The 26,381-nt window shown below is 67.4% G+C and carries 28 protein-coding genes and 1 pseudogene; 15 read left to right on the top strand and 14 right to left on the bottom strand.

What is annotated here, in order from left to right; translation table 11 throughout:
• Positions 1-203, bottom strand: a pseudogene (locus BW981_RS12340) (PLP-dependent transferase); the annotation flags it as partial.
• Between the two features lie 129 nt (positions 204-332).
• On the opposite strand from BW981_RS12340, the gene BW981_RS12335 reads away from it, so the two are divergent.
• Positions 333-797, top strand: a complete 465-nt coding sequence (locus BW981_RS12335; RefSeq protein ID WP_076439502.1) for an Lrp/AsnC family transcriptional regulator — start codon at positions 333-335, stop codon at positions 795-797.
• A 137-nt stretch (positions 798-934) separates the two neighbouring features.
• On the opposite strand, the gene BW981_RS12330 is transcribed toward BW981_RS12335, so the two are convergent.
• From BW981_RS12330 to BW981_RS12290, 9 genes are all read right to left on the bottom strand, one after another.
• Positions 935-2,050: a branched-chain amino acid ABC transporter substrate-binding protein gene (locus tag BW981_RS12330; RefSeq protein WP_076439500.1), complete on the bottom strand. Its 1,116-nt coding sequence runs from the start codon at positions 2,048-2,050 to the stop codon at positions 935-937.
• Positions 2,051-2,192: 142 nt separating this feature from the next.
• Positions 2,193-2,567, bottom strand: a complete 375-nt coding sequence (locus BW981_RS12325) for a DUF6867 family protein (RefSeq protein WP_076439498.1) — start codon at positions 2,565-2,567, stop codon at positions 2,193-2,195.
• A 2-nt stretch (positions 2,568-2,569) separates the two neighbouring features.
• On the bottom strand, positions 2,570-3,301 hold the full coding sequence (locus BW981_RS12320; protein ID WP_076439496.1) for an ABC transporter ATP-binding protein: 732 nt from the start codon (positions 3,299-3,301) through the stop codon (positions 2,570-2,572).
• Positions 3,298-4,167, bottom strand: a complete 870-nt coding sequence (locus BW981_RS12315) for an ABC transporter ATP-binding protein (RefSeq protein WP_076439494.1) — start codon at positions 4,165-4,167, stop codon at positions 3,298-3,300. Before BW981_RS12315 ends, BW981_RS12320 begins: the two co-directional genes overlap by 4 nt.
• Positions 4,167-5,552, bottom strand: coding sequence for a high-affinity branched-chain amino acid ABC transporter permease LivM (livM, locus tag BW981_RS12310; protein ID WP_076439492.1), 1,386 nt, complete (start codon positions 5,550-5,552; stop codon positions 4,167-4,169). Before livM ends, BW981_RS12315 begins: the two co-directional genes overlap by 1 nt.
• Before the next feature lie 4 nt (positions 5,553-5,556).
• A complete protein-coding gene (locus tag BW981_RS12305; RefSeq protein ID WP_076439490.1) occupies positions 5,557-6,480 on the bottom strand; it encodes an ABC transporter permease subunit in 924 nt (307 codons plus the stop codon).
• Positions 6,481-6,773: 293 nt separating this feature from the next.
• Positions 6,774-7,784 (bottom strand): 4-hydroxyproline epimerase, encoded by a 1,011-nt coding sequence (locus BW981_RS12300; protein WP_076439488.1) that lies wholly within the window; start codon positions 7,782-7,784, stop codon positions 6,774-6,776.
• Positions 7,785-7,814: 30 nt separating this feature from the next.
• Positions 7,815-9,047 (bottom strand): NAD(P)/FAD-dependent oxidoreductase, encoded by a 1,233-nt coding sequence (locus BW981_RS12295; RefSeq protein ID WP_076439486.1) that lies wholly within the window; start codon positions 9,045-9,047, stop codon positions 7,815-7,817.
• A gap of 115 nt (positions 9,048-9,162) precedes the next feature.
• Positions 9,163-10,065, bottom strand: coding sequence for a dihydrodipicolinate synthase family protein (locus BW981_RS12290; RefSeq protein ID WP_076439484.1), 903 nt, complete (start codon positions 10,063-10,065; stop codon positions 9,163-9,165).
• A 134-nt stretch (positions 10,066-10,199) separates the two neighbouring features.
• Between BW981_RS12290 and BW981_RS12285 the strand changes: the two genes are divergently transcribed.
• Together BW981_RS12285 and BW981_RS12280 are read left to right on the top strand one after the other, a co-directional pair.
• Entirely contained in the window at positions 10,200-10,859 is a 660-nt protein-coding gene (locus tag BW981_RS12285; RefSeq protein ID WP_076439482.1) for a GntR family transcriptional regulator, read from the top strand.
• Positions 10,860-10,998: 139 nt separating this feature from the next.
• Entirely contained in the window at positions 10,999-11,517 is a 519-nt protein-coding gene (locus BW981_RS12280; protein WP_076439480.1) for a flavin reductase, read from the top strand.
• Positions 11,518-11,523: 6 nt separating this feature from the next.
• Here BW981_RS12280 and BW981_RS12275 read toward each other — a convergent pair whose 3' ends face one another.
• The 3 genes from BW981_RS12275 to BW981_RS12265 are packed head-to-tail and all read right to left on the bottom strand — an operon-like array spanning position 11,524 to position 13,642.
• Entirely contained in the window at positions 11,524-11,916 is a 393-nt protein-coding gene (locus tag BW981_RS12275; RefSeq protein ID WP_076439478.1) for a carboxymuconolactone decarboxylase family protein, read from the bottom strand.
• 29 nt (positions 11,917-11,945) lie between these two features.
• Positions 11,946-12,392, bottom strand: coding sequence for an aconitase X swivel domain-containing protein (locus BW981_RS12270; RefSeq protein WP_076439475.1), 447 nt, complete (start codon positions 12,390-12,392; stop codon positions 11,946-11,948).
• Complete coding sequence (locus tag BW981_RS12265) at positions 12,383-13,642, bottom strand: aconitase X (RefSeq protein WP_076439473.1); 1,260 nt, start codon at positions 13,640-13,642, stop codon at positions 12,383-12,385. The genes BW981_RS12270 and BW981_RS12265 overlap by 10 nt, the downstream gene beginning before the upstream one ends.
• A 144-nt stretch (positions 13,643-13,786) precedes the next feature.
• On the opposite strand from BW981_RS12265, the gene BW981_RS12260 reads away from it, so the two are divergent.
• A complete protein-coding gene (locus BW981_RS12260; protein ID WP_076439471.1) occupies positions 13,787-14,239 on the top strand; it encodes an SRPBCC family protein in 453 nt (150 codons plus the stop codon).
• Positions 14,240-14,247: 8 nt separating this feature from the next.
• Here BW981_RS12260 and BW981_RS12255 read toward each other — a convergent pair whose 3' ends face one another.
• On the bottom strand, positions 14,248-15,606 hold the full coding sequence (locus tag BW981_RS12255) for a methyl-accepting chemotaxis protein (RefSeq protein ID WP_076439468.1): 1,359 nt from the start codon (positions 15,604-15,606) through the stop codon (positions 14,248-14,250).
• Between the two features lie 296 nt (positions 15,607-15,902).
• Between BW981_RS12255 and BW981_RS12250 the strand changes: the two genes are divergently transcribed.
• From BW981_RS12250 to BW981_RS12200, 11 genes are all read left to right on the top strand, one after another.
• Positions 15,903-16,403 (top strand): (2Fe-2S)-binding protein, encoded by a 501-nt coding sequence (locus BW981_RS12250; protein ID WP_076439465.1) that lies wholly within the window; start codon positions 15,903-15,905, stop codon positions 16,401-16,403.
• 104 nt (positions 16,404-16,507) lie between these two features.
• A complete protein-coding gene (locus tag BW981_RS12245) occupies positions 16,508-18,871 on the top strand; it encodes a xanthine dehydrogenase family protein molybdopterin-binding subunit (RefSeq protein WP_076439463.1) in 2,364 nt (787 codons plus the stop codon).
• Between the two features lie 17 nt (positions 18,872-18,888).
• Entirely contained in the window at positions 18,889-19,692 is an 804-nt protein-coding gene (locus BW981_RS12240; RefSeq protein WP_076439461.1) for an FAD binding domain-containing protein, read from the top strand.
• Positions 19,693-19,706: 14 nt separating this feature from the next.
• Complete coding sequence (locus BW981_RS12235; protein WP_076439458.1) at positions 19,707-20,294, top strand: LysE family translocator; 588 nt, start codon at positions 19,707-19,709, stop codon at positions 20,292-20,294.
• Between the two features lie 35 nt (positions 20,295-20,329).
• The gene (locus tag BW981_RS12230; protein WP_076439572.1) at positions 20,330-21,250 is read left to right on the top strand and encodes an AAA family ATPase; all 921 of its coding nucleotides are present in this window, start codon (positions 20,330-20,332) and stop codon (positions 21,248-21,250) included.
• A gap of 91 nt (positions 21,251-21,341) precedes the next feature.
• Complete coding sequence (locus BW981_RS12225; protein ID WP_076439456.1) at positions 21,342-21,722, top strand: nuclear transport factor 2 family protein; 381 nt, start codon at positions 21,342-21,344, stop codon at positions 21,720-21,722.
• Positions 21,719-22,918, top strand: coding sequence for a vWA domain-containing protein (locus BW981_RS12220; RefSeq protein WP_076439453.1), 1,200 nt, complete (start codon positions 21,719-21,721; stop codon positions 22,916-22,918). Before BW981_RS12225 ends, BW981_RS12220 begins: the two co-directional genes overlap by 4 nt.
• A gap of 146 nt (positions 22,919-23,064) precedes the next feature.
• Entirely contained in the window at positions 23,065-23,412 is a 348-nt protein-coding gene (locus tag BW981_RS12215) for an XdhC family protein (protein WP_076439450.1), read from the top strand.
• Positions 23,412-24,041, top strand: a complete 630-nt coding sequence (locus BW981_RS12210; protein ID WP_076439448.1) for a LysE family translocator — start codon at positions 23,412-23,414, stop codon at positions 24,039-24,041. Before BW981_RS12215 ends, BW981_RS12210 begins: the two co-directional genes overlap by 1 nt.
• A gap of 1 nt (position 24,042) precedes the next feature.
• Positions 24,043-24,735: an XdhC family protein gene (locus BW981_RS12205; RefSeq protein ID WP_076439445.1), complete on the top strand. Its 693-nt coding sequence runs from the start codon at positions 24,043-24,045 to the stop codon at positions 24,733-24,735.
• 7 nt (positions 24,736-24,742) lie between these two features.
• On the top strand, positions 24,743-26,356 hold the full coding sequence (locus tag BW981_RS12200) for an NTP transferase domain-containing protein (RefSeq protein ID WP_076439442.1): 1,614 nt from the start codon (positions 24,743-24,745) through the stop codon (positions 26,354-26,356).
• The last annotated feature ends 25 nt before the right edge of the window (positions 26,357-26,381 follow it).

Below are 26,381 nucleotides of genomic sequence, written 5' to 3'. Positions count from 1 at the left end.
TCCAGCATGGCCAGCACGCTCTCGGCCTCGCGGATCGTCTCGTTGTCCGGCCGGCCATAGACGAAGCCCGTCGAATAGCCATTGTCCTCGTCGCGCAGATAGGTCGTCGAGACATGGATCGGCGGAACCACCGCCTTCGTCTCACGGTCGATCTTGCCCATCGCCTGCGCGGCCAGGGAGCGGGGTCTCCAGATCACGTTCATGAGGATGGCTTCTCTCTCGAGCCCATGGCTGGGCAACAACGAGACGATGAACGAAGGCGCTTGCCTCGTTTCGCCGAAATTGGCTAGCTAAGAACCAAATTCGTCGAATGTTCTTTCCGGGCGCCCAAAATGATCGAGCTCGATCGGTTTGACAAAGCTCTCCTGCGGGAGGTCCAGATCGACAACCAGATACCGGCCCGCGTTCTGGCAGAGCGGGTCGGATTGTCGACCAGCGCCGTGCTCCGGCGGCTGCGGCGCCTTCGCGGCGAGAAAATCATCGCTGCCGACATCGCGATCGTGAGCCCCGAGACACTCGGCGTGCCGGTCAGCATTCACGTGCTGGTCTCGATCAACCAGGGCTCGCGCACCTACGCGGATTTTTCGCGCAAGATTCAGCGTCGCCCGGAAGTCCGGCAGGCTTCCTATGTCACCGGTGGAGCAGACTTCGTGCTTCACCTTCAGGTGGAAAGCATGAATGCCTATGCGGCCTTCACGAAGGAGATGTTCCACGACGATCCGACCGTGGCTGAGTATCGGACCTTCGTGGCGATGCGCGAGGTCGTCGGACCGGGCAGCCGGTCGCACGGCGGCTGATCCCGGCACTGTCGTAATCTGCTGCTGGCCGTTGAGGTCGGTGGAATCGGGCCTCTGCAACTTCTCTCAAAAGAAAACCGCCCCGGCTTTCACCGGGGCGGTCCTGTTTCACGCGCTCAGGCGCTCACCCTTCGAGATCAATTCTCGACATAGGTGATCTTGCCGTCGGCGCCCTTCTTCCAAGTGTACATGGTGTAGTCCGGACGGGTGATGTCGCCCTTCTTGTCGAAGCCGATATCGCCGATCACCGTCTTCACCGGCTCGCCCTTGTGCAGCGCGTCGGCGATCTTCTTGGGATCGGTCGAATTGGCGCGCTTGGCGCCCTCGGCCATGATCTGGACGGCGGCGTAGCTGTAGAGCGTGTAGGCTTCCGGCTTGAAGTTCTTGGCAGCGAACTTCTTGACGATGGCCGCCGCCTCCGGACGCTTCTGCGGGTCCGGCGGGAAGGTCATCAGCGTGCCTTCGACACCGGGGCCGCCAATCGTGGAGAACTCGTCGGTGGTGATGCCATCGCCCGAGACCAGCACGGTCTTCAGGCCCTGGTCGCGCATCTGGCGCACGATCAGGCCGCCCTCGGTGTGCAGGCCGCCCCAATACAGGTAGTCGGCGCCCGAGGCCTTGATCTTGGAGACGAGGGCCGAGAAGTCCTTTTCGCCGGCGTTCACGCCTTCGTAGAGCACTTCCTTCATGCCGCCGGCGTTGAGGCCCTTCTTGGTCTCGTCGGCGAGGCCCTGGCCGTAGGTCGTCTTGTCGTGGACGACGGCGATCTTCTTGTCCTTGAAGTTCTTCAAGAGATAGGCCGAGGCGACGGCGCCCTGCTGGTCGTCACGGCCGCAGGTGCGGAAGGTGTTCCAGAGGCCGCGCTCGGTGATCTTCGGGTTGGTGGCCGAAGGCGAGATCATCAGAACGCCGTTCTCGGCGTAGACTTCAGAAGCCGGCATGGCGACGCCGGAGTTGAACGGGCCGACGACCCACTTCACGCCGTCGCCGACGAACTTGTTGGCGACCGAGACGCCCTGCTTGGGATCGGAGACGTCGTCGCCGACGCTGACCTGGATCTTCTGGCCGAGAACGCCGCCGGCGGCGTTGATATCCTCGGCGGCCTGCTCGGCGCCGTTCTTCAGCTGGGCGCCGAAGGCGGCGTTCGGTCCCGTGATCGGCCCGGCGACTCCGAGCTTGATCTGGGCGCTGGCCATGCTCGAGAACGCGAGTACCGCGCCCAGTGCGATGCCGCCCAAAAGCAACTTCTTCATGCGTGGAAACTCCCCTGTTTTGATCTTAACAACGGGCTGGACGGACCGCCCGTCTCGGCGCGTAAGGCTGCCGGTGAAGCGCAGTCTTGCGCTTTTCGGGCAGGGTGTCACGCGGCAAGCTCATGCGACTTTCTGCCCGTTTTCAGAGCAGTTCAGGCTTGATGACTGCTCCGGGGCGCGGCTTCCAAGCGAAGGGGCCGGCGCGCTCGAACAGCCAGTGATATTGCCGCGTCATCTGGTTGGCGCGGGTGTAGCGCCAGCCGGCGAAGCCGACGGCCATCAGCACGACCGTGTCGACGATGTAGTAGTGCAGCGTCAGCAGCGTCGCCTGGAACAGCGCAAAATGGATGAAGCGCACGAACAGGCCGAGGACCAGCATGTAGATGACGAGCTGCCAGCTTGGCCGCCAGGTCAGCGCGATCGCACGGCCGGCCATCCAGGCGAGCCAGCCGCCCATGACCACCGAGACCAGCAGGAAGAGCCAGATCGTCGGCTCTTCGTAGAGGATGCCCTGCATCGTCAGTGCCTCCCGCCTTCGAGATAGGCCGCCTGGACCTGCGGATTGGCGAGGAGTTCCTTGCCCGAGCCGCTCATGGTGATGACGCCGTTGACCATGACATAGCCGCGATGGGCGAGCTTCAGCGCATGGAAGGCGTTCTGCTCGACCAGGAAGACGGTGAGCCCTTCGGTGCGGTTGAGCTCGCGGATCGCCTCGAAGATCTGCTTCACGATCAGCGGGGCGAGGCCGAGCGAGGGCTCGTCCAGCATCAGCAGCTTCGGGCGGGCCATCAGCGCGCGCGCGATCGCCACCATCTGCTGCTCGCCGCCCGAGAGCGTGCCGCCGCGCTGCTGCAGGCGCTCCTTCACACGCGGGAAGAGCGTGCACATGCGCTCGAGATCCTCGTCGAAATGCGCGAAGTTGTTCACCGACGCGCCCATCTGGAGGTTCTCGTAGACGGTCATGCGCGGGAAGATCCGGCGCCCTTCCGGCGATTGCGCGATGCCGAGCCTGGCGATCTCGTGGCTGGGCATCTTGGTGATGTCGCGGCCCTCATAGGTGATCGAGCCTTCCCGCGCCTGCGGGCTGCCGAAGATCGTCATCATCAGGGTCGATTTGCCGGCGCCGTTGGCGCCGATCATGGTGACGATCTCGCCGGGGTTGACGTCGACATCGACCCCCTTCAGCGCGATGATCTTGCCGTAATAGGTCTTGACGCCGCGGACGGCGAGCAGAGGCTGGGTCGCACTCACGAGATACCGACCTCCGCTTCGACCTCTTCGACCTCCTCGTCATCGACGCCGAGATAGGCGGCGATGACCTTGGGGTCGGCCTGCACCTCGGCTGGCGTGCCGTCGGCGATCTTGGTGCCGTAGTCGAGCACCACGACATGGTCCGAGATTTCCATCACCACCGACATGTCGTGCTCGATCAGCAGCAGGGCGGTGCCGAGATCCTTGCGGATCGAGAGCAGCAGCTCGTTGAGATCGAGGCTCTCGCGCGGGTTGAGGCCGGCGGCCGGCTCGTCGAGGCAGAGCAGCACCGGGTCGGTGCACATGGCGCGCGCGATCTCGAGCCGGCGCTGGTCGCCATAGGGCAGGTCGGCTGCCGGATCGTCGGCGCGGTGGGTCAGGTTGATCTTGTCCAGCCAGAACTTGGCCTTCTCGATCGCCTGCTGCTCGCGCAGCTTGTAGCTGGAGATGCCGAGAATGCCGAGGAAGGAGTAGCCGGAGGCCAGCATCAGCGGGTTGTGCTGGGCGATCAGCAGGTTCTCCAGCACCGTCATGCCGCCGAAGAGGCGGATGTTCTGGAAGGTGCGGGCAACCTTGGCCTTCCAGGAGATGCGGAAGTCCGGCATGCGCTCCAGCAGGTAGCTCGCGCCGCTGTCCTGCGTCAGCGTGATCATGCCCTGCGTCGGCTTGTAGAAGCCGGTGATGCAGTTGAACACGGTGGTCTTGCCGGCGCCGTTGGGGCCGATCAGCGCGGTGATTTCGCCCTTGCGGGCTTCGAAGGAGAGGGCGTTGACGGCGGTGAGCCCGCCGAAGCGCATGGTGACGTTCTCGATCTCGAGAAGCGGCCGGCCGTGGGCGGCGGCCTTCGAGGGTGCGGCGATGGTCATCAGCCGTGGCCCTCCTGCACGAGATCGGCCGAGATCTGCTTCTTCTCCTTGAGGAAGGCGGTGGGCTCGCGGGTCGAGATCAGGCCGCGCGGCTTCCAGATCATGATCACCACCATGGCGAAGCCGAAGATCAGCATGCGGTACTTGGTCGGGTCGAAGTCCGCGCCGAAGATCGCCTTCATCCATTCGAGCTCGCGCAGGAGCTCGGTGCCGCCGATCATCACGATGGCGGCGATGGCGACGCCCCAGAGCGAACCCATGCCGCCGAGCACGACGATGGCGAGGATGACGGCCGATTCCATGAAGGTGAAGGATTCCGGCGAGATGAAGCCCTGCCGCGCCGAGAAGAAGGCGCCGGCGAAGCCGCCGAACATGGCGCCCAGCGCGAAGGCGGTGAGCTTGGTGCTGGTGGTGTTGATGCCGAGCGAGCGGCAGGCGATCTCATCCTCGCGCAGCGCCTCCCAGGCGCGGCCCACGGGCAGGCGTCGCAGCCGGAGCGTCACGAAGGCTGTCAGCAGGGCAAGGCATAAGATCAGGTAATAGAGGAAGATTGTTCGGTAGAGCGGGGAGAACTCCAGCCCGAAGACCGCCGCAAAGCCATTGTCGGCCGCTGTAAAGGGGATGCCGAAGAAGGTCGGGCGCGGAATGCCCGAGATGCCGGCATAGCCGTTCGAGAACTCGGTCCAGTTGATCAGGACGAGGCGGATGATCTCGCCGAAGGCGAGGGTGACGATGGCGAGGTAGTCGCCGCGCAGGCGCAGCACCGGAAAGCCGAGCAGCATGCCCCAGAAGGCGGCGAGGATGCCGGCCATGGGCAGAAGAATCCAGAAGGAAAGCCCGAAATTCTTGGCGAGCAGAGCGTAGGAATAGGCTCCGACCGCGTAGAAGGCGACATAGCCGAGGTCGAGCAGGCCGGCGAGGCCGACGACGATGTTCAGCCCCCAGCCGAGCATGACGTAGATCAGGATCTGGACACCGAAATTATCGACCCATTTCAGCGCGCCGCCCCAGCCGGCGAGCCCGATCGCAATCGCCGGGAAGGCGGCGAGGAAGCCGAGGCCGAAGACCGAGAACAGGCGCGAATGGCGCTGGAAAAAGGCAAGGGTGCCGTGGGGGAGGAGACGGATAGGCGGCTTCTTGCTGCCAGCCTTCTGCTGCTGGCGGAGCGCCACCAGGAAACGGCCGACGAAGACGATCGCGACCGCCCAGGCCACAGCGTCCCAGCGCGGATCGAGAACCAGGACATTGTCCATGTTCTGGCGCGTGCCCCAGGCGATGATCGGGATGCACAGGCCGAGCGTGACGAGGGCGGCGAAGCCGGCCTCCTTCAGCGCCGCCTTGAGATCGATCCCGGCGGCGGGCTTTGCGGTGGTTGCCGTCGCCATGGCGTCAGACCTTCTCGACTTCCGGCCGGCCCAGTATGCCCGAGGGCATGAAGACCAGCACGATGGCGAGGATGCAGAAGGCGGCGACGTCCTTGTAGTCGATGGTGAAATAGGCCGACCACATCACCTCGATGAGACCAATCAGGAGCCCGCCGAGCACGGCGCCCGGCAGCGAGCCGATGCCGCCGAGCACGGCCGCGGTGAAGGCCTTCACGCCCGGGGTGAAGCCGTCCGAGAAGTTCACCACGCCGTAGAGCACGAGATACATGACGCCGGCGACCGCAGCGAGCGCGGCGCCCATGACGAAGGTGATCGAGATGGTGCGGTCGACGTCGATGCCCAGCAGCGCGGCCATCTTGCGGTCCTGCTCGCAGGCACGCTGGGCGCGGCCAAGCGGCGTCTTCTGCACGATGTACCAGAAGGCGGCGAGCAGGATCGCCGTGGTGAGCACGATGACGATCTGCTTGTAGGAGATCTGCACCGAATAGGTGGTGCTCTCGATCAGCGTGATCGACTTGTTGAGCAGCGGCGGGATCGACTTGTTGCGCGGTCCCTGAACGACCTGGACGAAGTTCATCAGGAAGATCGACATGCCGATCGCCGAGATCAGCGGGGCGAGGCGGAAGGAGCCGCGCAGCGGCCGGTAGGCGACGCGCTCGATCGTCCAGTTCCAGAGCGAGGTGAAGAACATCGCCAGGCCGAGCACCACGAGCAGCGCCAGCATCACCACCCCGGCGCCGGTGCCGACGACGGCGGTCACCAGCATGAAGAAGATCAGCGCGATGAAGGCGGAGAGCATGAAAATGTCGCCATGGGCGAAGTTCACCATGCCGATGATGCCGAAGACCATCGTGTAGCCGATGGCGATGAGACCGTAGATCGATCCCAGTGTCAGCCCGTTGATGAGCTGCTGGAGAAACACTTCCATGGAAGACGCCGACCCCTCGAACCAGCTCCCGTTCTCGTCACCGACATGACGTCGGCGCATGCGGGATGCGATTGCAATGCAGAGCTACCAACGGTTTGTTGCGACGACAATCTCCCCGCGTCTCATTTCTGTCAAAAGCAATCTGGAGCGAAGTGCTCTCGAAATGTGCAGAACTCTGTGCGACGCCGCGTGGTTTTCGCGCATGATGATTGCGCCGGAGGCCGGGCGCCGGTGTGGGCCGGAGAGGGTGCGTTTCGGCCGAAACATGATCCGGAACGCCGGTTGGGGCTGGTTCAGCCGCGATCCGCCAGCTGGAAGCCATGCGCCAGAGGGTCGCGATCGTCGATGAAGATGGTGTTGTAGCCGGTCATGCGGGCCCAGCCCTCGATCGAAGGGATGATGCCTTCGAAGGGGCCGACCTGGGCCTTGGCCTCGACCCGCCCGCGAAACAGCGTGCCGATGATGCTCTCATGCACGAAGTCGTCGCCGACACCGAGCTTCCCCTGCGCGGCCCACTGGGCCATGCGCGAGGAGGTGCCGGTGCCGCAGGGCGAGCGGTCGAGCGCCTTGTCGCCGTAGAACACGGCGTTGCGGGCATGGGCTTCCGGGTGAGTCGGCTCGCCGGTCCAGAGGACGTGCGAGAGGCCCTTGATCGCGTGGTTCTCCGGGTGGACGAAATCGTATTTCGCGTTGAGCGCGGCGCGCAGCTTCGGACTCCAGCGCAGCAGGTCGGACGGGTTGACGTCGGCAATGTCGCGGATCGCGTCCTGCGGATCGACGATCGCGTAGAAATTGCCGCCATAGGCGACGTCGACCACGACCTCGCCGAGCCCATCGACCTCCGCCGTGAGCCCCGTCGCATGGAGATAGGAGGCGATATTGGTGATGCGGACGCTGTCGACATAGGGGCCGTTGCGGACATAGCGGGCGGTCACGAGGCCGGCGGGCGTGTCGATCTTCAGCACGCCCTCTTCGCGCGGCGTCACCAGCCCGCGCTCCAGCGCCATGGTGACGGTGCCGATGGTGCCGTGGCCGCACATCGGCAGGCAGCCCGAGGTTTCGATGAAGAGGAAGGCGATGTCGGCGTCGGGCCGGGTGGGAGGGTAGAGGATCGCGCCCGACATCATGTCGTGGCCGCGCGGCTCGAACATCAGCCCGGTGCGGATCCAGTCGTATTCGGCCAGGAAGCGGGCGCGCTTCTCGACCATGGTCTCGCCCCGAAGGGGCGGGGCGCCGCCCGCGACGAGGCGCACCGGATTGCCACAGGTGTGTCCATCGACGCAGAAGAAGGTGTGTGTCGCCATGGGCTTGGGTCCGTCTTCTCGCAGGCTGATTCAGAAGCGCCGGGGGCTGAAGGGCGTGATGTCGATGGCCGGATGCCGGCCTGCGACCAGAGCGGCGACGATGTCGGCCGTCGCGTGGGATTGCGTCATGCCGTAGTGCCCGTGGCCGAAGGCGTAGAGCACGTGGGGATTGCGCCGTGCCCTGCCGATCACCGGCAGGGAATCGGGGATCGAGGGGCGAAAGCCCATCCAGGTCCGGCCGCTTTCGAAGGCCGGCAGGCCTTCGACCAGCGTCGCGGCCTTGTCGTAGAGCTTGCGCGTGCGGGCGTGGTTGGGCGGGGCGTCCAGCCCGCCGAACTCGACCGCGCCGCCGATGCGCAGGCCCGAATCGAGCGGCGTCGCGACGAAGCCGTGGCCCTCGAAGGCGACCGGGCGCGAGAGGAGCCCGCTCACGCCGGGGAAACTGACATTGTATCCTCGCTCGGTGTCGAGCGGGATCGGGTCGCCCAGGGCAGCCGCCAGAGGCTTCGACCAGGCACCGGCGGCGACCACGACCCGGTCGACGATCTGCCGCCAGCCATGGCTGGCTTCCAGGGCAGGGCGCGTCTCGGCCGAGATCCGGTCGATGCCGATCCGCTCGAAGTTCGCGCCGCGTTCGAGCGCCGCCTCGAACAGCGCCATCGTCAGCTCGAGCGGGTCACTGATATGGGCGGTGCCGGGGTGATAGGCCGCGCCGGCGAAGCGGGGCGAGAGCGCGGGTTCCAACTTCCGGAGCGCCGGGCCGTCGATCATCTGGACGTCGATGCCGAAGGCGGCCTGCCGCTTCGCGATCTCCTTCGCCGCCGCCATGGCCTGGGGATCGGTGAAGGCATACAGCCCGCCCCTGCGGTGGACGAGATGCCCAAGCCCCGTCTGTTCGGCGCGGGCCAGCCAGGCCGGCAGGGCCAGTCGCTGCAGCGCTGCGAGGCCCGAGATCGAGCGCTCATAAGGGCCGGGCCGCGAGGCCAGCACGAAGCGTGCGAGCCAGGGCAGCAGTTTCGGCAGATAGGCCGGGCGGATGCTCAGCGGGCCGAGCGGGTCGGCCAGGAATTTCGGCACCTGCCGCAGTATCTTCGGGCTGGCGATCGGCAGGATGTCGGTATGGGCGATCCAGCCGGCATTGCCCCGCGAGGGGCCAAAGGCGGGACCCTCGCGGTCGAGCAGCAGGACCTCGTGCCCCTCGTCCAGCAAGGCGTGGGCGATGGCGACGCCGACGATGCCCGTCCCGACGATGGCGATCTTCATCGCCGAGTCTCTGCGAGGCGATGGCCCCCGCCATGGACCGCATGCGTGCGGCCGGCGCTCGGCGCCGGGACGGTCGCGCTGCGGGCGAAGCGGGCAGGGGCCAATCGGTGTCCTTTCAGAACTTCGGCAGCGCCGGGCGTCGGGCGTTGGCCGCCTCGACGATCGCGGTGATGCGGGCCCTCTCGGCGCCCTCCAGCGCGATGCGCGGCGCGCGGCAGCGATCGTTGGAGCCGATCGCGACCGCCTCGACCAGCTTGATGTTCTGCACCAGCCGGGCCGAGACGTCGAGGTCCAGCAGGGGGCGGAACCAGCGATAGATCGCGATCGCCTCGGCCATGCGGCCAGCCTTGGCGAGTTCGTAGATCGCGACGGTCTCCTTGGGATAGGCGACGACGAGACCGGCGACCCAGCCGTCCGCGCCCATGGCGAGGCTCTCCAGAGCCAGGTTGTCGACGCCGGTCAGGACGGCGAAACGGTCGCCGCAGAGCGACTTGATCTCGCTGATGCGGCGGATGTCGTCGGAGGATTCCTTGATCGCGGTGAAGAGCGGCTCGTCGCCGAGCTCCGCCAGCATGGCCGGCGGGATGTCGACGCCGTAGGCGACCGGGTTGTTGTAGATCATCACCGGCAGGCCGCCGGCCTTGGCGACGGTGCGATAATGCGCGGCGGTCTCGCGCGGCTCGGATTTGTAGGGGATGCCCGGCAGGACCATGAATCCGGCCGCGCCGGCCTTGGCGCCGTCCTCGGCGAGCTTGCAGGCGTTGCGGGTCGAGCCCTGCGCGACGGTCAACAGCACCGGGACCTTGCCCTCGGCGACGCGCAGCGCGACCTTCAGGACCTCGATCTTCTCCTCGGGCTCCAGCGTCGAGGCCTCGCCGAGCGAGCCGGCGACGATGAGGCCGTGGATGCCCGCATCGAGCTGGAACTTGAAGCAACGCTCCATCTCGGCGATGTCGAGCTTGTCGTCGGCCGTGAACTTCGTCGTCACAGCGGGCAGGACGCCCGTCCACTTGGTCATCGGATGCTCCTGTTGCAGTGTCGGCGATCAAGATCGCAAATTAACGTTACGCGGCCGTACTGCAGTTGATATATCAGTCTTGAAGCGACCGTCAAGCGGTTGGCAGGCGCCATGGAGCGCGAAGCGAGGGTGCGGTGGACGAGGGGAGAGCGGATGGCGGCCAGAGCCTGGCGGAGACGGCCTATCGCCGGCTGGAGGAGGCGATCGTCACATTGGAGATCCAGCCCGGCTCGGCTCTGACCGAGGCGCAGCTGATCGCGCTCGTCGGATTGGGGCGCACGCCCGTCCGCGAGGCTCTGATCCGGCTGTCGCAGCACGGCATGGTCGAGATCCTGCCGCGCAAGGGCGTGGTCGTCGCCGACATCAACGCCATCGACGTGATGGCGGCGCTCGATGCCCGAGAGGTTCTCGAAAAGCTCGTGGTTTCGGATGCGGCGCGACGCGCTGGGCCGGCCGAGCGCATCGCCATCGTCGATCTGGCGAGGGCCATGCGCGCGGCGGCCGACCAGGGCGATGCAGCGGCCTATATGCGCCTCGACAAGCAACTCGACGCCGCCGTGGCGTCGGCCGCCCGCAGTCCCTATGCCTCGCGCGCCGTCGAGCCGCTTCAGGCGCTGATCCGGCGGGCCTGGTACCATTTCGAGCGGCAGGACGATCTTCCGCAGGCCGCCCGGTTTCATGCCGTGCTCGCCCAGGCGATCGCTGCCGCCGATGCCCCTGCGGCCGCTGCGGCGTGCGATGCCTTGATGGCGCATCTGCGAGAGGGCCTGATGGGAACGCTGTCACGCGCTTGACGAGCGTCTGATATATCTACATGGGAGCCTGTTCGCCGGACGCTTCCGACCGAAACGGTCGGCGCGATATGGCGCCGGCGGCGGCGAGGCCCTACATCTTGTCCGCCGTGCGCCCGACGCCGGCCATGCGACCGAGGCCATGACGAAGACGGTTTACCCCATGCCGCCCGAGATCGACCAGTCTGCCGGACCTGCGTTCCGGGAGGCGATGGCGGAGGTCGCGAGCGCCGTGCATGTGGTGACAACTCTGACGCCGGCCGGGCGCTTCGGCCTGACCGCCACGGCCTTTTCATCGGTTTCCGACGCGCCGCCGACGGTGCTGGTCTGCATCGAGCGGTCGAGCCGCACGCTGGCCTCGATCGTCGCGAGCGGCATCTTCTGCGTCAACACCCTGCCGGCGCATGACGTGGAACTGGCCGAGATCTTCGCCAGCCGTCGCGGTCTCGCGGGCGAGGATCGCTTCGCCACCGCGGAGTGGGGCGGACTCGCCACGGGCGCTCCCGTGCTGCGCAACGCGCTCGCCGCGTTCGACTGCCGGCTGGTGGCGACGCATGACATCGCCAGCCACCGCGTGCTGATCGGCGAGGTGGTTGCGCTCGGCGGGCAGGGCCGGGGCGGCAGCCTGCTCTATCGCCGCCGCCGTTTCGAGGCGCTCTGACCAGGCTCAGCCGGCGCTCTCTGCATCGATCTCCGCGAAGACGGCAGCCGCTTCCTTGTAGGCATGGTTGGCGGCCGGGACACCGGCATAAACTCCAACCTGGATCAGGAGCTCGCCGATCTCCTCGCGGCTCAGCCCGTTGTTGAGCGCGCCGCGGACATGGATGCGGAACTCGCCCCAGGCGCCGAGGGCGGACGCCACCGACAGCACGATCACCGACCGGGTCCGCCGGTCGAGGCCGGGCCGGTTCCAAACATCGTTCCAGGCGGTGCGGGTGATGAAAGCCTGGAAGTCGCGATTGAAGGCTGTCACTCCCTGGGTTGCCTTGTCGACATAGGCCTCGCCCAGCACAGCGCGGCGGGTCTTCATCCCGGCGTCGTAGCGATCCTGCTCGTCCATCCTGTCCTCCGGCGGCTCGCCGCGTCTTCTCAGGGCCTGCCCGCGGTGGACAGGCTCGGTGCCTCGGCGTCAAGCGTGATGACGCCGGCCTGCGAGATCCGCAGCAACCGGCCCGCCAGCGCGGCCTGTTCGGCAGCGGGGAGACGAAAGGCGGGCGGCGCGGGCCAGCCCATCTCGCGGGCGACGACGATGCCGAGCAGCAGGATGGCATCGGGCGCGTCCATCAACAGGGCGGCCGGGGCGCGGCCAGCATGGACGAGCTCGAGCAGGACGGCCGATGCCGAGGACGAGCCGATCGTCCCGGGCAAGGCGAGGACGGTGCCGGCGATGTTGAGGCCGCGCTGCGGGTGGCGCGCGTCGATGATCTCTCCGCTGGCCGGGTTCACGCCGCCCCAGAAGCTGATCGGTGCCGTGAGGGCGAGGCAGATGCCCTCGACCGGTGCGCCCGGAAGCAGCGGCTGGCATCTCAGTTCCATGCCCGCGCCTCCCTGACCAGCCGCCCGGCGACGGCGCTCTCGACGCATTCGCCGAGCGAGCCGTAGACGACCGCATAGCCGGTGTTCCCCGGCGCATAATGAGCGAACTTGCCGGAATTGGTCATCAGCACCGCGCCCTCAAGCTCCGGCAGGATCGGCGTCACGACGATGCAGGTATCGACGACGAAAACGACGCCCGCCTCTTCCAGGCCGCGCCGCCGCCCCGCCCGGTCGAGCGCCGAGAGCACATGCCGGCCGGTGTTGGCATAGAGCGGGCGCTGAAGGCGCCGGCCGGCCAGGAGTTGCTCCATCGCATCGATCTCCGCCAGCGACAGATGGGGCGAGCCGATGGCGACCGCGTCGATCCGCTCGCCGTCGGCGGCGGTCGAGAGCGTGGCGAGCGTGGCCGACAGCTCGGCGGGCGTGACGACGATGCGCTCCTGCGGTTGCAGGCCGCCGAGTGCCGCCGCGGCATCCGGCGCCTCGGGCGTCACGCCTGCGACATGGAAGAGGCCCACACCGCCAGCCGAGGCGGCTGCGGCGCCGAGCGCCTTCAGCCGGTCCTCGTCGGTGCAGCCTTGCAGGCCGTCGATGACTGCGACGGCATTGCCGGCGCGGCGGCCCAGCAGAGTCCCGAGCACGGGGTAGAGGACCGCGCTACGCCGCAGCGCGTCTGACAGGCCGCCTGCATCCAGCAGCAGAGTCGCGACCCTGTTCTCCGGCCGGTGCAGGCCGTAGTCAGGCGCGCGGCCGGCAATGGCGCAGGCGATGTCGAGGAAATCGCCATAGCGGTTCGTTCGCGCCCCGAGAACCGAGTTGCAAAAGACGACGGCGTTCGATTCGCCCCAGGCGACATCGCTTCCCTGGGCCGGGCGGTGCCCGGCCTGGTAGGGTGCGCAGGTCCAGCTCGGCTCGCAGCCCATCGCCTCGTAGGCGCGCATCATCCGGCGCGCCATCTCATGCTCGTGCGGCGGCAGGTGGACGGCGGCGCAGCCGGCGGGGGTGAGCGAGCCGACATTCAGCGTCGCGCGCACGGCCGTGCGGGCACCGCCCGCCACCAGGGCCTCCGCGAAAAGAGTGCCGGAATCGCCATGATAGAGCGCGCCGTCGATATGGGCGGACGCGATCGGGATCAGGCGGGGGGCGCCCATGAGCCGGGCGGCCTCGGCGACGATCCGCATGGCCATCGCGGCGCCGTCGCCCTTCGAGCCCGCGGCGATCGCGGATTCATCGGCAGTGAGAGCGACCATCGAACCTCGTCACGATGCCGGGCGACCGTGCCGCGAGCCCTCTTGTGCGGGAGCCCGCTTTGCGACCATGGATAAAGCACTGGATAACGCCGCGGCTGGACCGGCTGCAAGCGCAGCGGTCGGCGGCAGGGAGGGAGATGCGGCATGGCGATGACGATGAGCGGCGAGGCGACGCTGCCGGCGGCGAAGGACGTCGTCTGGGCGAAGCTGAACGACGCCGAGGTGCTGAAGGCCTGCATTCCCGGCTGCGACCAGCTGACCAAGGATGACGACACGCATCTCTCGGCTGTGGTGAAGGTCAAGCTCGGCCCGGTGAAGGCGACCTTCAAGGGCAAGGTCGAGCTCGTCGATCTCGATCCGCCGAATGGCTACCGCATCCAGGGCGAGGGGGAGGGCGGCATCGCCGGCTTCGCCAAGGGGGGCGCCAAGGTGATGCTGTCGGATGCCGAAGCCGGCCAGACGCTGCTGCGCTACGAGGTCGAGGCGCAGGTCGGCGGCAAGCTGATGCAGCTCGGCTCGCGCCTGATCGATTCGGTCTCGAAGAAGCTCGCCGACGAGTTCTTCGCCAATTTCGCCAAGGCCGTCAGCGAAGGCTGAGCCCCGCCTCAGGAGGCTTCGCGCAAGGCGCGCAGCGTGCCGGCCACGGTCGTCTCCGCCGCGCGAACCCTCACGGCGATGTCATCGGCGGCGGCGTGAGCCCGGTCCATCGCCTCTGCCGTCGTGTCGAGGCTGCGGCTGACGGCGGTCGCGCGTTCGATCGCCCTGTCCGAACTCTTCGCGACGGCGGCGGCGTCGCGCGCGATCCCCGATGTCACGATACTCTGCTGAGAAACCGCTCCGGAGATCGCCTCCGAGTCGAGCCTGATCTCGCCGATGGTCGCAGCAATGGAATGGGCATGGGTGCCGCAGGCTTCGGCGCTCGCCTTGAGCTCCGCGATCTGCACGGCGATGTCGCTGGTGGCGCTGGCCGTCTGGGTGGCCAGCGACTTCACTTCGGCCGCCACCACGGCGAAGCCGCGCCCGGCCTCGCCGGCACGGGCGGCCTCGATGGTTGCGTTGAGGGCCAGGAGATTGGTCTGCGCCGCGATGTCCGCGATCATGCCGACCACGGCGCCGATGCTGCCCGTCGCCTCCTGCAGGCGCGCCACCACCCGGTTCATCTGATCGGCATCCGCCACGGCCCGCTGGGCGACGACGAGGCTGGTATGGGCGCGCTGCCCGATCTCGGCGATGTTGGCTGACATCTCTTCCGTCGCGGCGGCTGTCTGAACGGATTTCTCGCGGACCAGCGTCGCGGCGTCGGCAACCTCCCCCAGCGCGGTCTTGATGAAATCCGTCGCGTGGGCCGTCTCCTCAGCCGTCGAGCCGAATTGGCCCGCAGCGGCAGCGATGCTGCCCTCGAGTTCGCCCATATGCGTTCCGAGCGTTTGGGTGGCCTCGTTGATCAAGCGCGCGCGACGCTCGGCGCGGTGCACGCGGAATTCATCGGAAATGCTCACCGCCGTGGTCACGTCGAAGGTCAGAATGCGCTCGACGACGAAGAGCTCGGCCGCCAGGCGCCGCGGCTGGAAGAGCTGGCTGCGCCAGCACATCCGGGCCAGCCGCTGCATCAGCGCCATCGCCAGTGACACCCGGGGCTTGGGTCCGAGTTCGGCGCGCAGCTCCAGCTGGCACAGCGCCTCGGCCGACGCCACGTATTCGGCGTCGAAAGCGCCGACAAAGACGAGCCGGGCATGGCTCTTCTCGAGGGCACGAAGCTCCTCGCTCACAGGCAGGAGCTTGGCGTCTGCCAGGGGGTTTATGCGCAAGACCCGCTCGAAGTCCTCCTCGACGAGGGGATCGATCAACGGGTCCGCCAGCTTGCCATAGCGAGCCAATGTCGCGCGCTGGCCCGCGTTCCAGCCGATGGCGCGCAGGCGGCTCTGGATCTGCTCGGCTGTCGAGAGCGAAGGGCGGTCTGGCACTGGAGAAATCCGATTTCAGCCCATGCTGACCCGTCTCTCTTAAAAATGTGGAAACGGAAATGCGCGCACACGCTGAGGTTGCGCAAGGGACGTAGCGGAAACGGCAGAACGCGCAGATTTCGCCGCCAAACGTGGCCTCTTCAAAAAGGCGGGCCGGCTTGACCGCGGGATTTCGCGGGTCCACATTCGATTTATAGCCGTTCCAAGAAGAGGCTCGGTCTTTGCGGATCGCCCATCAAGGCGACTGCAGAGATGTCACCAGCCGGGCGGCAGACCCGGATTTATGGAGGAAGAGGATGGCGACCGTATCGATGACGGTGAACGGCAAGCCGGTCACCGGCAATGTCGAGCCCCGCACCTTGCTGGTGCAGTTCCTGCGCGAGAATCTGCGGCTGACCGGGACCCATGTCGGCTGCGATACGAGCCAGTGCGGCGCCTGTGTCGTCCATGTCGACGGCAAGGCGGTGAAATCCTGCACCACGCTTGCCATCGCCTGCGAAGGGATGGCCGTCACGACCATCGAGGGGTTGGCCGCCGGAGACACGCTGCATCCGATGCAGGAGGCCTTCCGCGAACACCACGGGCTGCAGTGCGGCTATTGCACGCCGGGCATGATCATGGCGGCCGTCGACATGGTGAACCGCCGCGGCCACGTCTTGGACGAGAAGACGATCCGCGAGGATCTCGACGGCAACATCTGCCGCTGCACCGGCTACCACAACATCGTCAAGGCGATCGCCGCCGGCGCCGAGGCGATGGGCAAGACCGGCATGCCGGTTCGCCAGGCGGCCGAGTAAGCCGCCCTTGCCGGCCCTGCGCGCGGCGCTGGATCGGCCTCCGTTCCGTTATTCGAGTCCCATGGCTTGAAGCGCCCGCGAAGAGGCGTTCTGGAGGGAACACCATGTCCGCAACAGGTATCGGCGCCGCAGTCCGCCGCAAGGAAGACCACCGCTTCATCACCGGCCAGGGTCGCTATACCGACGACGTGAATCGCCCGGGCCAGGCCCATGCGTATTTCCTGCGCTCGCCGCATGCCCATGCCACGATCAGCGGCATCGACACCGGCGCCGCAGCGTCGATGCCGGGTGTCCTCGGGATCTTCACCGGTGCCGACCTTGCGGCCGACAAGATCGGCGGGCTGATCTGCGGCTGGATGATCCACAACAAGGACGGCTCGCCGATGCGGGCGGGCGCCCATCCGGCGCTGGCCCAGGGCAAGGTGCGCTATGTCGGCGATCATGTCGCCGTGGTGGTGGCGGAGACGCTGGCGCAGGCGAAGGACGCCGCCGAAGCGATCGTCGTGGATTACCAGGAACTGCCGGCGGTGGTGGATACCGCCACGGCGGCCGGGGCCGGGACCGTCATCCATGACGAGGCGCCGGACAACACCGTGTTCAACTGGCATCTCGGCGACAAGGCCGCGACCGACAAGGCTTTCGCAGGGGCTGCCCATGTTACCAGGCTCGACCTGGTCAACAACCGCCTGGTGCCGAATGCGATGGAGCCGCGCGCGGCGGTCGGCGACTACGACGCCGGCGACGGCGTGTTCACGCTGTTCACGACCAGCCAGAATCCGCATGTGGCGCGGCTGGTGCTCTCGGCCTTCATCGGCATCGCGCCGGAGAACAAGCTCAGGGTGATCGCGCCGGACGTCGGCGGCGGCTTCGGCTCAAAGATCTTCATCTATGCCGAGGAGACGGTCTGCGTCTGGGCGGCGAAGAAGGTCGGCCGGCCGGTCAAGTGGACGGCTGATCGTACCGAGGCCTTCCTCTCCGACGCGCATGGCCGCGACCACGTCACCCATGCGGAACTCGCGACCGATGGCGACGGGCGGATTCTCGGTCTCAAGGTACATACCAAGGCCAATCTCGGCGCCTATCTCTCGACCTTCTCCTCCTCGGTGCCGACCTATCTGTATGCGCCGCTCCTGTCGGGCCAGTACAACATCCCGGCGATCTATTGCGAGGTGGACGCGGTCTACACCAATACCGCCCCGGTCGATGCCTATCGCGGCGCCGGGAGGCCGGAGGCGACCTTCGTGATCGAGCGGCTGATGGAGGTCACCGCCCGCCAGCTCGGCAAGGACCCGGCCAAGTTCCGGATGCAGAACTACATCAGGTCGTTCCCGCACCAGACCCCGGTCATCATGATGTACGACGCCGGCAATTACGGCGCCTCGATGAAGAAGGCGCTGGAGATGATCGACTACAAGGGCTTCGGCAAGCGCAAGCGGGATTCTGCCCGCAGCGGCAAGCTGCGCGGCATCGGGTTCTCCTCCTATATCGAGGCCTGCGGCATCGCGCCTTCGGCGGCCGTCGGGTCGCTCGGCGCCGGCGTCGGCCTGTGGGAATCGGCCGAGGTCCGGGTGAACCCGGTGGGGACGGTCGAGGTGCTGACCGGCTCGCACAGCCACGGCCAAGGGCATGAAACGACCTTCGCCCAGCTGGTCAGCGACAGGCTCGGCATCCCGATCGACAATGTCTCGATCATCCATGGCGACACCGACAAGGTGCAGATGGGCATGGGGACCTATGGCTCCCGCTCCGGCGCGGTCGGCATGTCGGCGATCTTCAAGGCGATCGACAAGGTGATCGCCAAGGGCAAGAAGGTCGCGGCCCATGTGCTGGAGGCCGACGAGGCCGATATCGACTTCGCGGACGGCCATTTCTCGGTGAAGGGGACGGACCGCAAGCTCGATTTCGGCTCCTGCGCCCTGCAGGCCTATGTCGCCCACAAGTTCAACGGGCAGGAGCTGGAGCCGGGGCTGAAGGAGGGCGCGTTCTACGACCCGACCAACTTCACCTTCCCGGCCGGTGTCCATATCTGCGAGCTGGAGATCGATCCGCAGACGGGCGTGACCAGGATCGAGCGCTGGGCGGCGGTCGACGATTTCGGCAACATCATCAACCCGATGATCGTCGAGGGGCAGGTCCATGGCGGCATCGCCCAGGGCGTCGGGCAGGCGCTGCTGGAAGGCGCGCGCTACGACGCCGAGGGCCAGCTCGTCACCGCCAGCTTCATGGATTACTGCATGCCGCGTGCGGACGACCTGCCGTCCTTCGATGTCGGGATGACGGTGACGCCGTGCCCCTCCAACCCGCTGGGCATCAAGGGCTGCGGGGAGGCGGGTGCCATTGCCTCGCCCCCGGCCGTGATCAACGCCATCACCGATGCGCTCGGCCATGAGGACATCGCGATGCCGGCGACGCCGCAGGCGGTCTGGCGCGCGGCGCAGAAGTCGATCAGCCGCCTGGCGGCCGAGTGAGCTGAGAGGACAGGACGATGTACGCTTTCACCTACCACAAGCCGACAAGCGCCCGGCAGGCCGCGACCCTTCTGCTGAAGAAGGAGGATTCCAAGCTGATCGCCGGTGGACATACGCTCCTGCCGACGATGAAGCAGCGGCTTGCAGCGCCCTCCGCGCTGATCGATCTCGGTGCCTGCCCGGACCTCAAGGGCATCGTCCGCAAGGGACGCAACGTCGTCATCGGCGCGATGACGACCCATGCCGAGGTGGCGGCCTCCCCGGAGGTGCAGGAGGCGATTCCCGCGCTCGCCTATCTCGCCGGCCATATCGGCGACCCGCATGTGCGCCATCGCGGCACCATCGGCGGCTCGGTCGCCAACAACGACCCCGCGGCGGACTATCCCTCGGCGCTGCTGGCGCTCGGCGCGACCGTGGTCACCAACAAGCGCAAGCTGCTTGCCGAGGAGTTCTTCACCGGGCTGTACGAGACGGCCCTGGAAGAGGGCGAGATCGTCACGCGGGTGTCGTTCCCGGTCGCCTCGCGCGCCGGCTATGCCAAGTTCCGCAACCCGGCCTCTCGTTATGCGATGGTCGGCGTCTTCGTCGCCAAGCGCGGCGGCGAGGTGCGGGTGGCGGTGACGGGTGCGGGCGAGGGCGGCGTTTTCCGCTGGCCCGAGGCCGAGGCCGCGCTGAAGATGCGTTTCGCGCCGAAGTCTCTGGAGGGCCTGAAGCACACCGCCGAGGGCATCAACGGCGACATGCACGCCGATCCCGAATACCGCGCGCATCTGATCGGGGTGATGGCGAAGCAGGCGGTGGCGCAGGCGATCGGCAAGTAATCCGCAGCAGGCCGGTGCGGTTCTGGGAATTCGTGGTCACGGCCCTGATTTCCGAACTGACCCCGGGGCCGAACATGGGCTATCTGGTGGCGCTGAGCCTGGCGCAAGGACGCCGCGCCGGCCTTGCCGCCGTGGCCGGCGTCGCGCTCGGGCTGGCCCTCCTCGGTGCTGCCGCAGCTTTCGGTATGGGCCTCGTCAGCGATGCCGTGCCCGGGCTCGCTGCCGCCCTGCGCTGGTGCGGCGTCGCCTATCTGCTCTGGCTGGCCTATGATTCCTGGCGCGACGCTCCGGCGGGCGGAGCGGCGGACATGGCGGTGTCCTTTCGTCGCGGCCTCGTCACCAATCTGCTGAACCCGAAGGCCGCGATCTTCTATGTCGCGGTGATTCCGCTGTTTCTGCCGACACCGGCGCCGCAGCAGCAGGTGCTGCTTTTGACCGCGGTCTTCGTGGTGATCGCCACGGCCGTCCATGCCATGCTCGTTCTGGGTGCCAGCCAGGCGCGGGCTCTGCTCTTCCATCCGGATCGCGAGCGTGCGATCCGTCGCGGTGCCGCGCTCGGCATGGCCGCGGTTGCGCTGTGGTTCGCCTGGTCGACGCGATGAGCCGATCCCAGGAGCCTATGTCAGGACAGTTCGCGATGCTTGAGACCCCCTCGCTCCCCGGCTCGATCGACGAGACGCTCGCGCTCCTGCAGGGCCAGGGCTATGTCGCCGACCGCCCGCTCGCGACGGTGCTCTTCCTGGCGCTCAGGATGAAGCGGCCGCTGCTGCTGGAGGGCGAGGCTGGCACCGGCAAGACCGAGATCGCCAAAGTGCTCGCCGCGGCGCTGGGCCGCCGTCTGATCCGGCTGCAATGCTATGAGGGGCTCGATCTCTCCTCCGCCGTCTACGAGTGGAATTATGCCGGGCAGATGATGGCGATCCGGCTCGCGGAAGCGGGCGGCGCGGCTGCTGATCGTGAGCGATTGGAAAGCGACATCTTCTCGGAGAAATACCTGGTCAAGCGGCCCTTGCTGCAGGCGCTCGAGCCGCAGGCGGGCGGCCCGCCGATCCTCTTGATCGACGAACTCGACCGGACTGACGAAGCCTTCGAGGCCTTCCTGCTCGAGGTGCTGGCCGATGCTCAGGTGACGATTCCGGAGCTCGGTACGGTCAAGGCGGAACAGCCGCCGATCGTGATCCTGACCTCCAACCGCACGCGCGAGATTCACGACGCGCTGAAGCGCCGCTGCCTCTATCATTGGGTCGATTATCCCGATGCGCCGCGCGAACTCGCGATCCTCAAGGCGAAGCTGCCGGACGCCCCGCAGAAGCTCTCGAAGCAGGTCGTCTCCTTCGTGCAGGCGATCCGCAAGGAGGAGCTGTTCAAGGCGCCGGGCGTCGCCGAGACGCTGGACTGGGCGACTGCGCTGGTCGAGCTCGACGCGGTGGCGCTCGACCCCGCCATCGTCTCCGACACGCTCGGTGCATTGCTGAAGTATCAGGACGATATCCAGACGATGCAGGGCTCGAAGGTGAAGGAACTTCTGGATCAGGCGAGGAGCGAGGCCCGCGGCTGAGCTTCCGTCATCCGGCTGCGGCAGATCAAGGATCGCGCAAGGCGGTGCGGCTAGACAAGGATTGTCCCACAAGGCAGCCGGAGGAACGACCATGTACAACGATCTCAGGGCGATCGAGGCGGTGACCTGGACCTATCTGAACGGCCTCTACGAGGGCGACACCACCAAGCTCGAACACGCCTTCCATCCGACCTCGGCGCTGACCACGGCGCAGGAGGACGGCACGATCAAGATCGTCCCGCGCGACGAATGGCTGAAGGCGGTGCGCGAGCGCCCCTCGCCGAAGGCGGCCGGCATGGTGCGCGGCGATCATATCCTGACCATCGACCTCGTCGGGCCGACGCTGGCGCTGGTGAAGGTCAAGTGCCAGATGCCGCCACGCTACTTCACCGATCTGCTCTCCTTCCTGAAGGTCGAGAGCAAATGGCAGATCGTCCAGAAGGTGTTCATGACCGAGACGGCCGGCCCGTGACCGGCAAGCTTCCGGAAAACGTCGCCTATTTCGCCCGCGCGCTGCGCAAGGCGGGGCTGCCGGTCGGCCCGGGCGCCATCGCCGAGGCAGTCGAGGCGCTTGGGTCAGGGGCGCTCGGCGGGCGTGACGACGTCTACTGGACGCTGCATGCGATCTTCGTGAAGAAGCACGAGGACAGCGCGCTCTACGAGCAAGCCTTCCGGCTGTTCTGGCGCCGCCGCAACCTGATCGAGAAGATCATGGCGCAGATGTCGCCGGTCTCGCCCGCCGCCGACAGCGCCCCGCAGAAGGCCGAGGCCGGCGCGCTGCGCGTGGCCGAAGCCTTCGCGCCGCCGCCGCGCGAGGAGGAGCCGCCGCGCGAGCTGACGGAGCTGACGGCGCGGCTCACCGTCTCCGACCGCGAAATGCTGAAATCGCGCGATTTCGCGCAGATGAGCGCTGCCGAGATCGCCCGGGCAAAGCAGCTCATGGCCGATCTGCGGCTTCCAGACGACGCCGTACGGACACGCCGTTTCGTGCCGGCCGCGCGAGGGGACCGTATCGATCCGCGCCGGACCTTCCGCCGCTCGCTGCGCGGCGGGGGCGGGTCGATCGATCTCGCCTTCCGCGAGCGGCGGGAGGTTCATCCGCCCATCGTGGCGCTGGTCGATATTTCCGGCTCGATGGCGGAGTATTCGCGCATCTTCCTGCATTTCCTGCACGCGCTCACCGAAAAGCGCCGGCATGTGCATTCCTTCGTCTTCGGCACCCGGCTGACCAACGTCACCCGCATGCTGAAGGCGCGCGACCCCGACGAGGCGCTGGCTCTCGCCGGCAAGGCCGCTCCGGATTGGGAAGGCGGCACGCGGATCGCCACAGCGCTGCACGATTTCAATCGCATCTGGTCGCGGCGCGTGCTGGCGGGCGGAGCGGTCGTGCTGCTCTTCACCGACGGGCTGGAGCGGCATCTCGACGACGAGCTCGGCTTCGAGATGGACCGGCTGCACCGCTCCTGCCGGCAGCTGGTCTGGCTCAACCCGCTGCTGCGCTATGACGCCTTCGCGGCGCGGGCCAGCGGCATCCGGGCGATGCTGCCGCATGTCGACTCGTTCCGGCCGATCCACAACCTCGCCGCCATGGCCGATCTTTGCGCGGCCCTTTCCCGCGACGCAGGGCGGGAGAGCGATCCGCGCCTGTGGCTGAAGCGGGCCGGTTGAGGCATGATATCCTCCTTCGTCATTGCGAGGAGCGACGCAACGAAGCCATCCAAGGGGGACGGGGTGAAAGCGCTCCGCCCGGTCGCCCTGGATTGCTTCGCCGCGCTGGCGCTGGCGATGGTCCGTCTGCAAGCGGAGTTCCAGACATGATCAGCACCGATACCGACATCCTGCGTGCCGCCGAGGAATGGGCGCGGGCCGGGCGCGGGGTTGCGGTGGCGACGGTGGTCGAGACCTGGGGCTCGGCGCCCCGGCCGGTCGGCTCGCATCTCGTCATCGACGGGGAGGGGAACTTCCTCGGCTCGGTCTCGGGCGGTTGCGTCGAGGGAGCGGTGGTCTCGGAGGCGACCGACGTGATTGCGGACGGCAAGCCGCGCATGCTGGAATTCGGCGTCGCGGACGAGACCGCCTGGCAGGTCGGCCTCTCCTGCGGCGGCCGCATCAAGGTCTATGTCGAGCCCGTGCGGGCCGGCACTTTGGAGGCGCGGGGCTGATGGCATCCTGGGAAACCCTGCTGGCCTTCGCGACGGTGACGCTTCTCGTCGCCTATTTCCCCGGGCCGGCGCTGCTCTACACTGCTGCCCAGACCATCAGCCATGGTCGCAAGGCCGGGCTGATGGCGATGCTCGGCATCCATCTCGGCTGCTATGTCCATGTCCTGGCTGCGGCCTTCGGCCTCTCTGCCGTGTTCAAGCATGTGCCGGAGCTTTACGTGGCGGTGAAGATCGCCGGCGCGCTCTATCTGATCTGGATCGGCATCGGCATGATCCGTTCCCGGCTCGCTGCCGTCGACCAGCCGCTGGCCCCCCCCAAGACGGTGAGGCGGGCGCTGCTCGATTCCTTCATCGTCGAGGTGCTGAACCCGAAGGTCGCGCTGTTCTTCATTGCGCTCCTGCCGCAATTCGTCGATCCGGCGGGCTGGCTGCCGGTCTGGGCGCAGTTCCTCATCCTCGGGACGCTCGTCAATTTCGCCTTTTCCTCGGCCGATCTCGTCACCGTCTTCGGCGCGTCCTTCGTCATGGCCGCGATGAAGAAGACGAGGGCGGGCTTCGCCTTCGGGCGCTGGATCGGCGGCTCGCTGATGATCGCGCTCGGCCTCAAGCTCGCGACGGATCGGGGCTGAGATGGACCTTTCCCTTCTCGCCGCGCTCAATGCCGAGCGGCAGGCTCGCCGCGCCACCATCCTCGTCACCGAGATGGCGAGCGGAGCGCAGCGCCTCGTCAGGCAAAGCGAGATCGATGCCGATCCGCTGGCGGCCCAGCTCGACAAGCAGTTGCGCATGGGCAAGAGCGGCATGGTGGAGGCGGAGGGAACGTCCTTCTTCCTGACGGTCCAGGCGCCGCATCCGCGCATCGTCGTGACGGGGGCGGTGCATATCTCGCAGGCGATGGCGCCGATGGCGAAGGCGCTCGATCTCGACCTCGTCATCATCGACCCGCGCAGCGCCTTTGCGACGCCCGAGCGCTTTCCCGGCGTGACCCTGTTGCCCGAGTGGCCGGATGAGGCGATCTCGCGGATCGGCCTCGACGGCTATACCGCCTTCGTCGCACTGACCCACGACCCCAAGATCGACGATCCGGGGCTTGTCTCCGCGCTGCGGTCGAACTGCTTCTATGTCGGGGCGCTCGGCAGCCGGAAGACCCATGGCAAGCGACTGGAGCGGCTGGTCGCCGCCGGCTTCGACGAGGCTGCGACCGCGCGCATCCATGCGCCGATCGGGCTCGATATCGGCGCCGTCTCGCCGGCCGAGATCGCGCTCGCGATCCTGGCCGAGATCGTCTCGACCTTGCGCGGCCCGCGCCGCAAGCCGGCCTGAGCCGGCGATGAAATTCGGCACGGTCCCGGTTGGCGAAGCGGTGGGCTGCGTCGCGGTCCACAGCATCCGCGCCGGCAGCATCAGCCTGCGCAAGGGTGCGGTGGTGACGTCCGAGATCGCGGACCGCCTTGCCGAGGCGGGCGTGAGCGAGATCGTGGCTGTGCGGCTCGATCCGGACGACATCGACGAGAACACGGCCGCGGAGCGGCTCGCGCGGCGGCTCGAAGGCAGCGGAATCCGCGCGGAGAAGCCGTTCACCGGGCGCGTCAATCTTTTCGCGGAAACGGCCGGCGTCCTGCAGATCGATGTCGCCGCGATCGATGCCTTCAACGCGGTGGACGAGGCGATCACCGTCGCGACGCTGCCGGCGCTGAAGGCGGTCGTCGCGGGCGAACTGGTCGCGACCGTCAAGATCATTCCCTATGCGGTGCCAGAGGGGCAGATCGAGGCGGCGCTCGCCGCCTTGAAGCGCGGAGCGGCCGTTTCGGTCGCCGCCTATCGCCCGTCAAAGGTCGCGGTGATCTCGACGCTGCTGGCGGGGTTGAAACCCGGCGTCGTCGAAAAGACGCTGCGGGTGATGCAGGAGCGGCTGGCTCCGGCCGATGCCGCTCTCTGCGCCGACATCCGCGTTCCGCACGAGGCCGCGCCGCTGGCTGCCGCGCTGGCCGAGCAGGCCGCGGGCGAGGCCGACATCATCGTCGTCTTCGGCGCCTCTGCGATCACAGACCGGCGCGACGTGATCCCGCAGGCGCTGGTGGAGGCGGGCGGGACCGTCAGCCATCTCGGCATGCCGGTCGATCCCGGCAACCTGCTGATGCTCGGCGAACTTGCCGGAAAGCCTGTGATCGGCGCTCCGGGCTGCGCGCGCTCGCCAAGGGAGAACAGCTTCGACTGGGTGCTGCAGCGGCATCTTGCCGGCATCCCGGTCGGGCGCAGCGACGTGCAGCGCATGGGCGTCGGCGGGCTGCTGATGGAAATCGTCTCGCGCCCGCAGCCGCGCACGCCGGCCGAGGCCCCGGTGGGCGCGGTCGCCGGCATCGTCCTCGCCGCCGGCCGCTCGACGCGGATGGGGCCAAGCAACAAGCTGCTGGAGCCCCTGCGCGGCAAGCCGATCCTGCGTCATGCGGTGGAGGCGCAGCTCTCGGCCGGGCTGGACCCGGTGATCGTCGTGACCGGGCATCAGCGTGAGCAGGTCGAGGATGCGCTGGCGGGGCTGACAGCGATTTTCGTGCATAATCCCGATTACGCTGCCGGTCTCGCAGGCTCGCTCCGGGCCGGTATCGCCGCGCTGCCGGGCGAGGCTGCCGCCACCGTCGTGTCTCTCGGCGACATGCCCAATGTCACGGCCGAGGTGATCCTGCCCTTGGTCGAGACGTTCCGGAGCCAGCCCGAGGCCAGGGCGGTCGTTCCGACCCTGCTGGGCAATCGCGGCAATCCAGTGCTGCTGGCGCGCGAGCTTTTCCCGGCGGTGGAGCTGCTGACCGGCGACCGAGGGGCGCGGCGCCTGCTGGAGGAAGCAGGCGAGCGCGTCATCGAAGTGCCGTTCGACGATCCGGCGATCGCGATCGATGTCGATACGCCGGAAGCGCTGAAGGCGCTCAAGGATGGCCGTGCGCCCTGACGGGGCGTTGCAGTGCATGTGCAGC

Source organism: Allobosea sp. TND4EK4, from assembly GCF_900156025.1.
Taxonomy (GTDB): Bacteria; Pseudomonadota; Alphaproteobacteria; order Rhizobiales; family Beijerinckiaceae; genus Allobosea.
The sequence above is the reverse complement of the archived record's forward strand: the minus strand, read 5'-3'. Positions and strand labels throughout refer to the sequence as shown.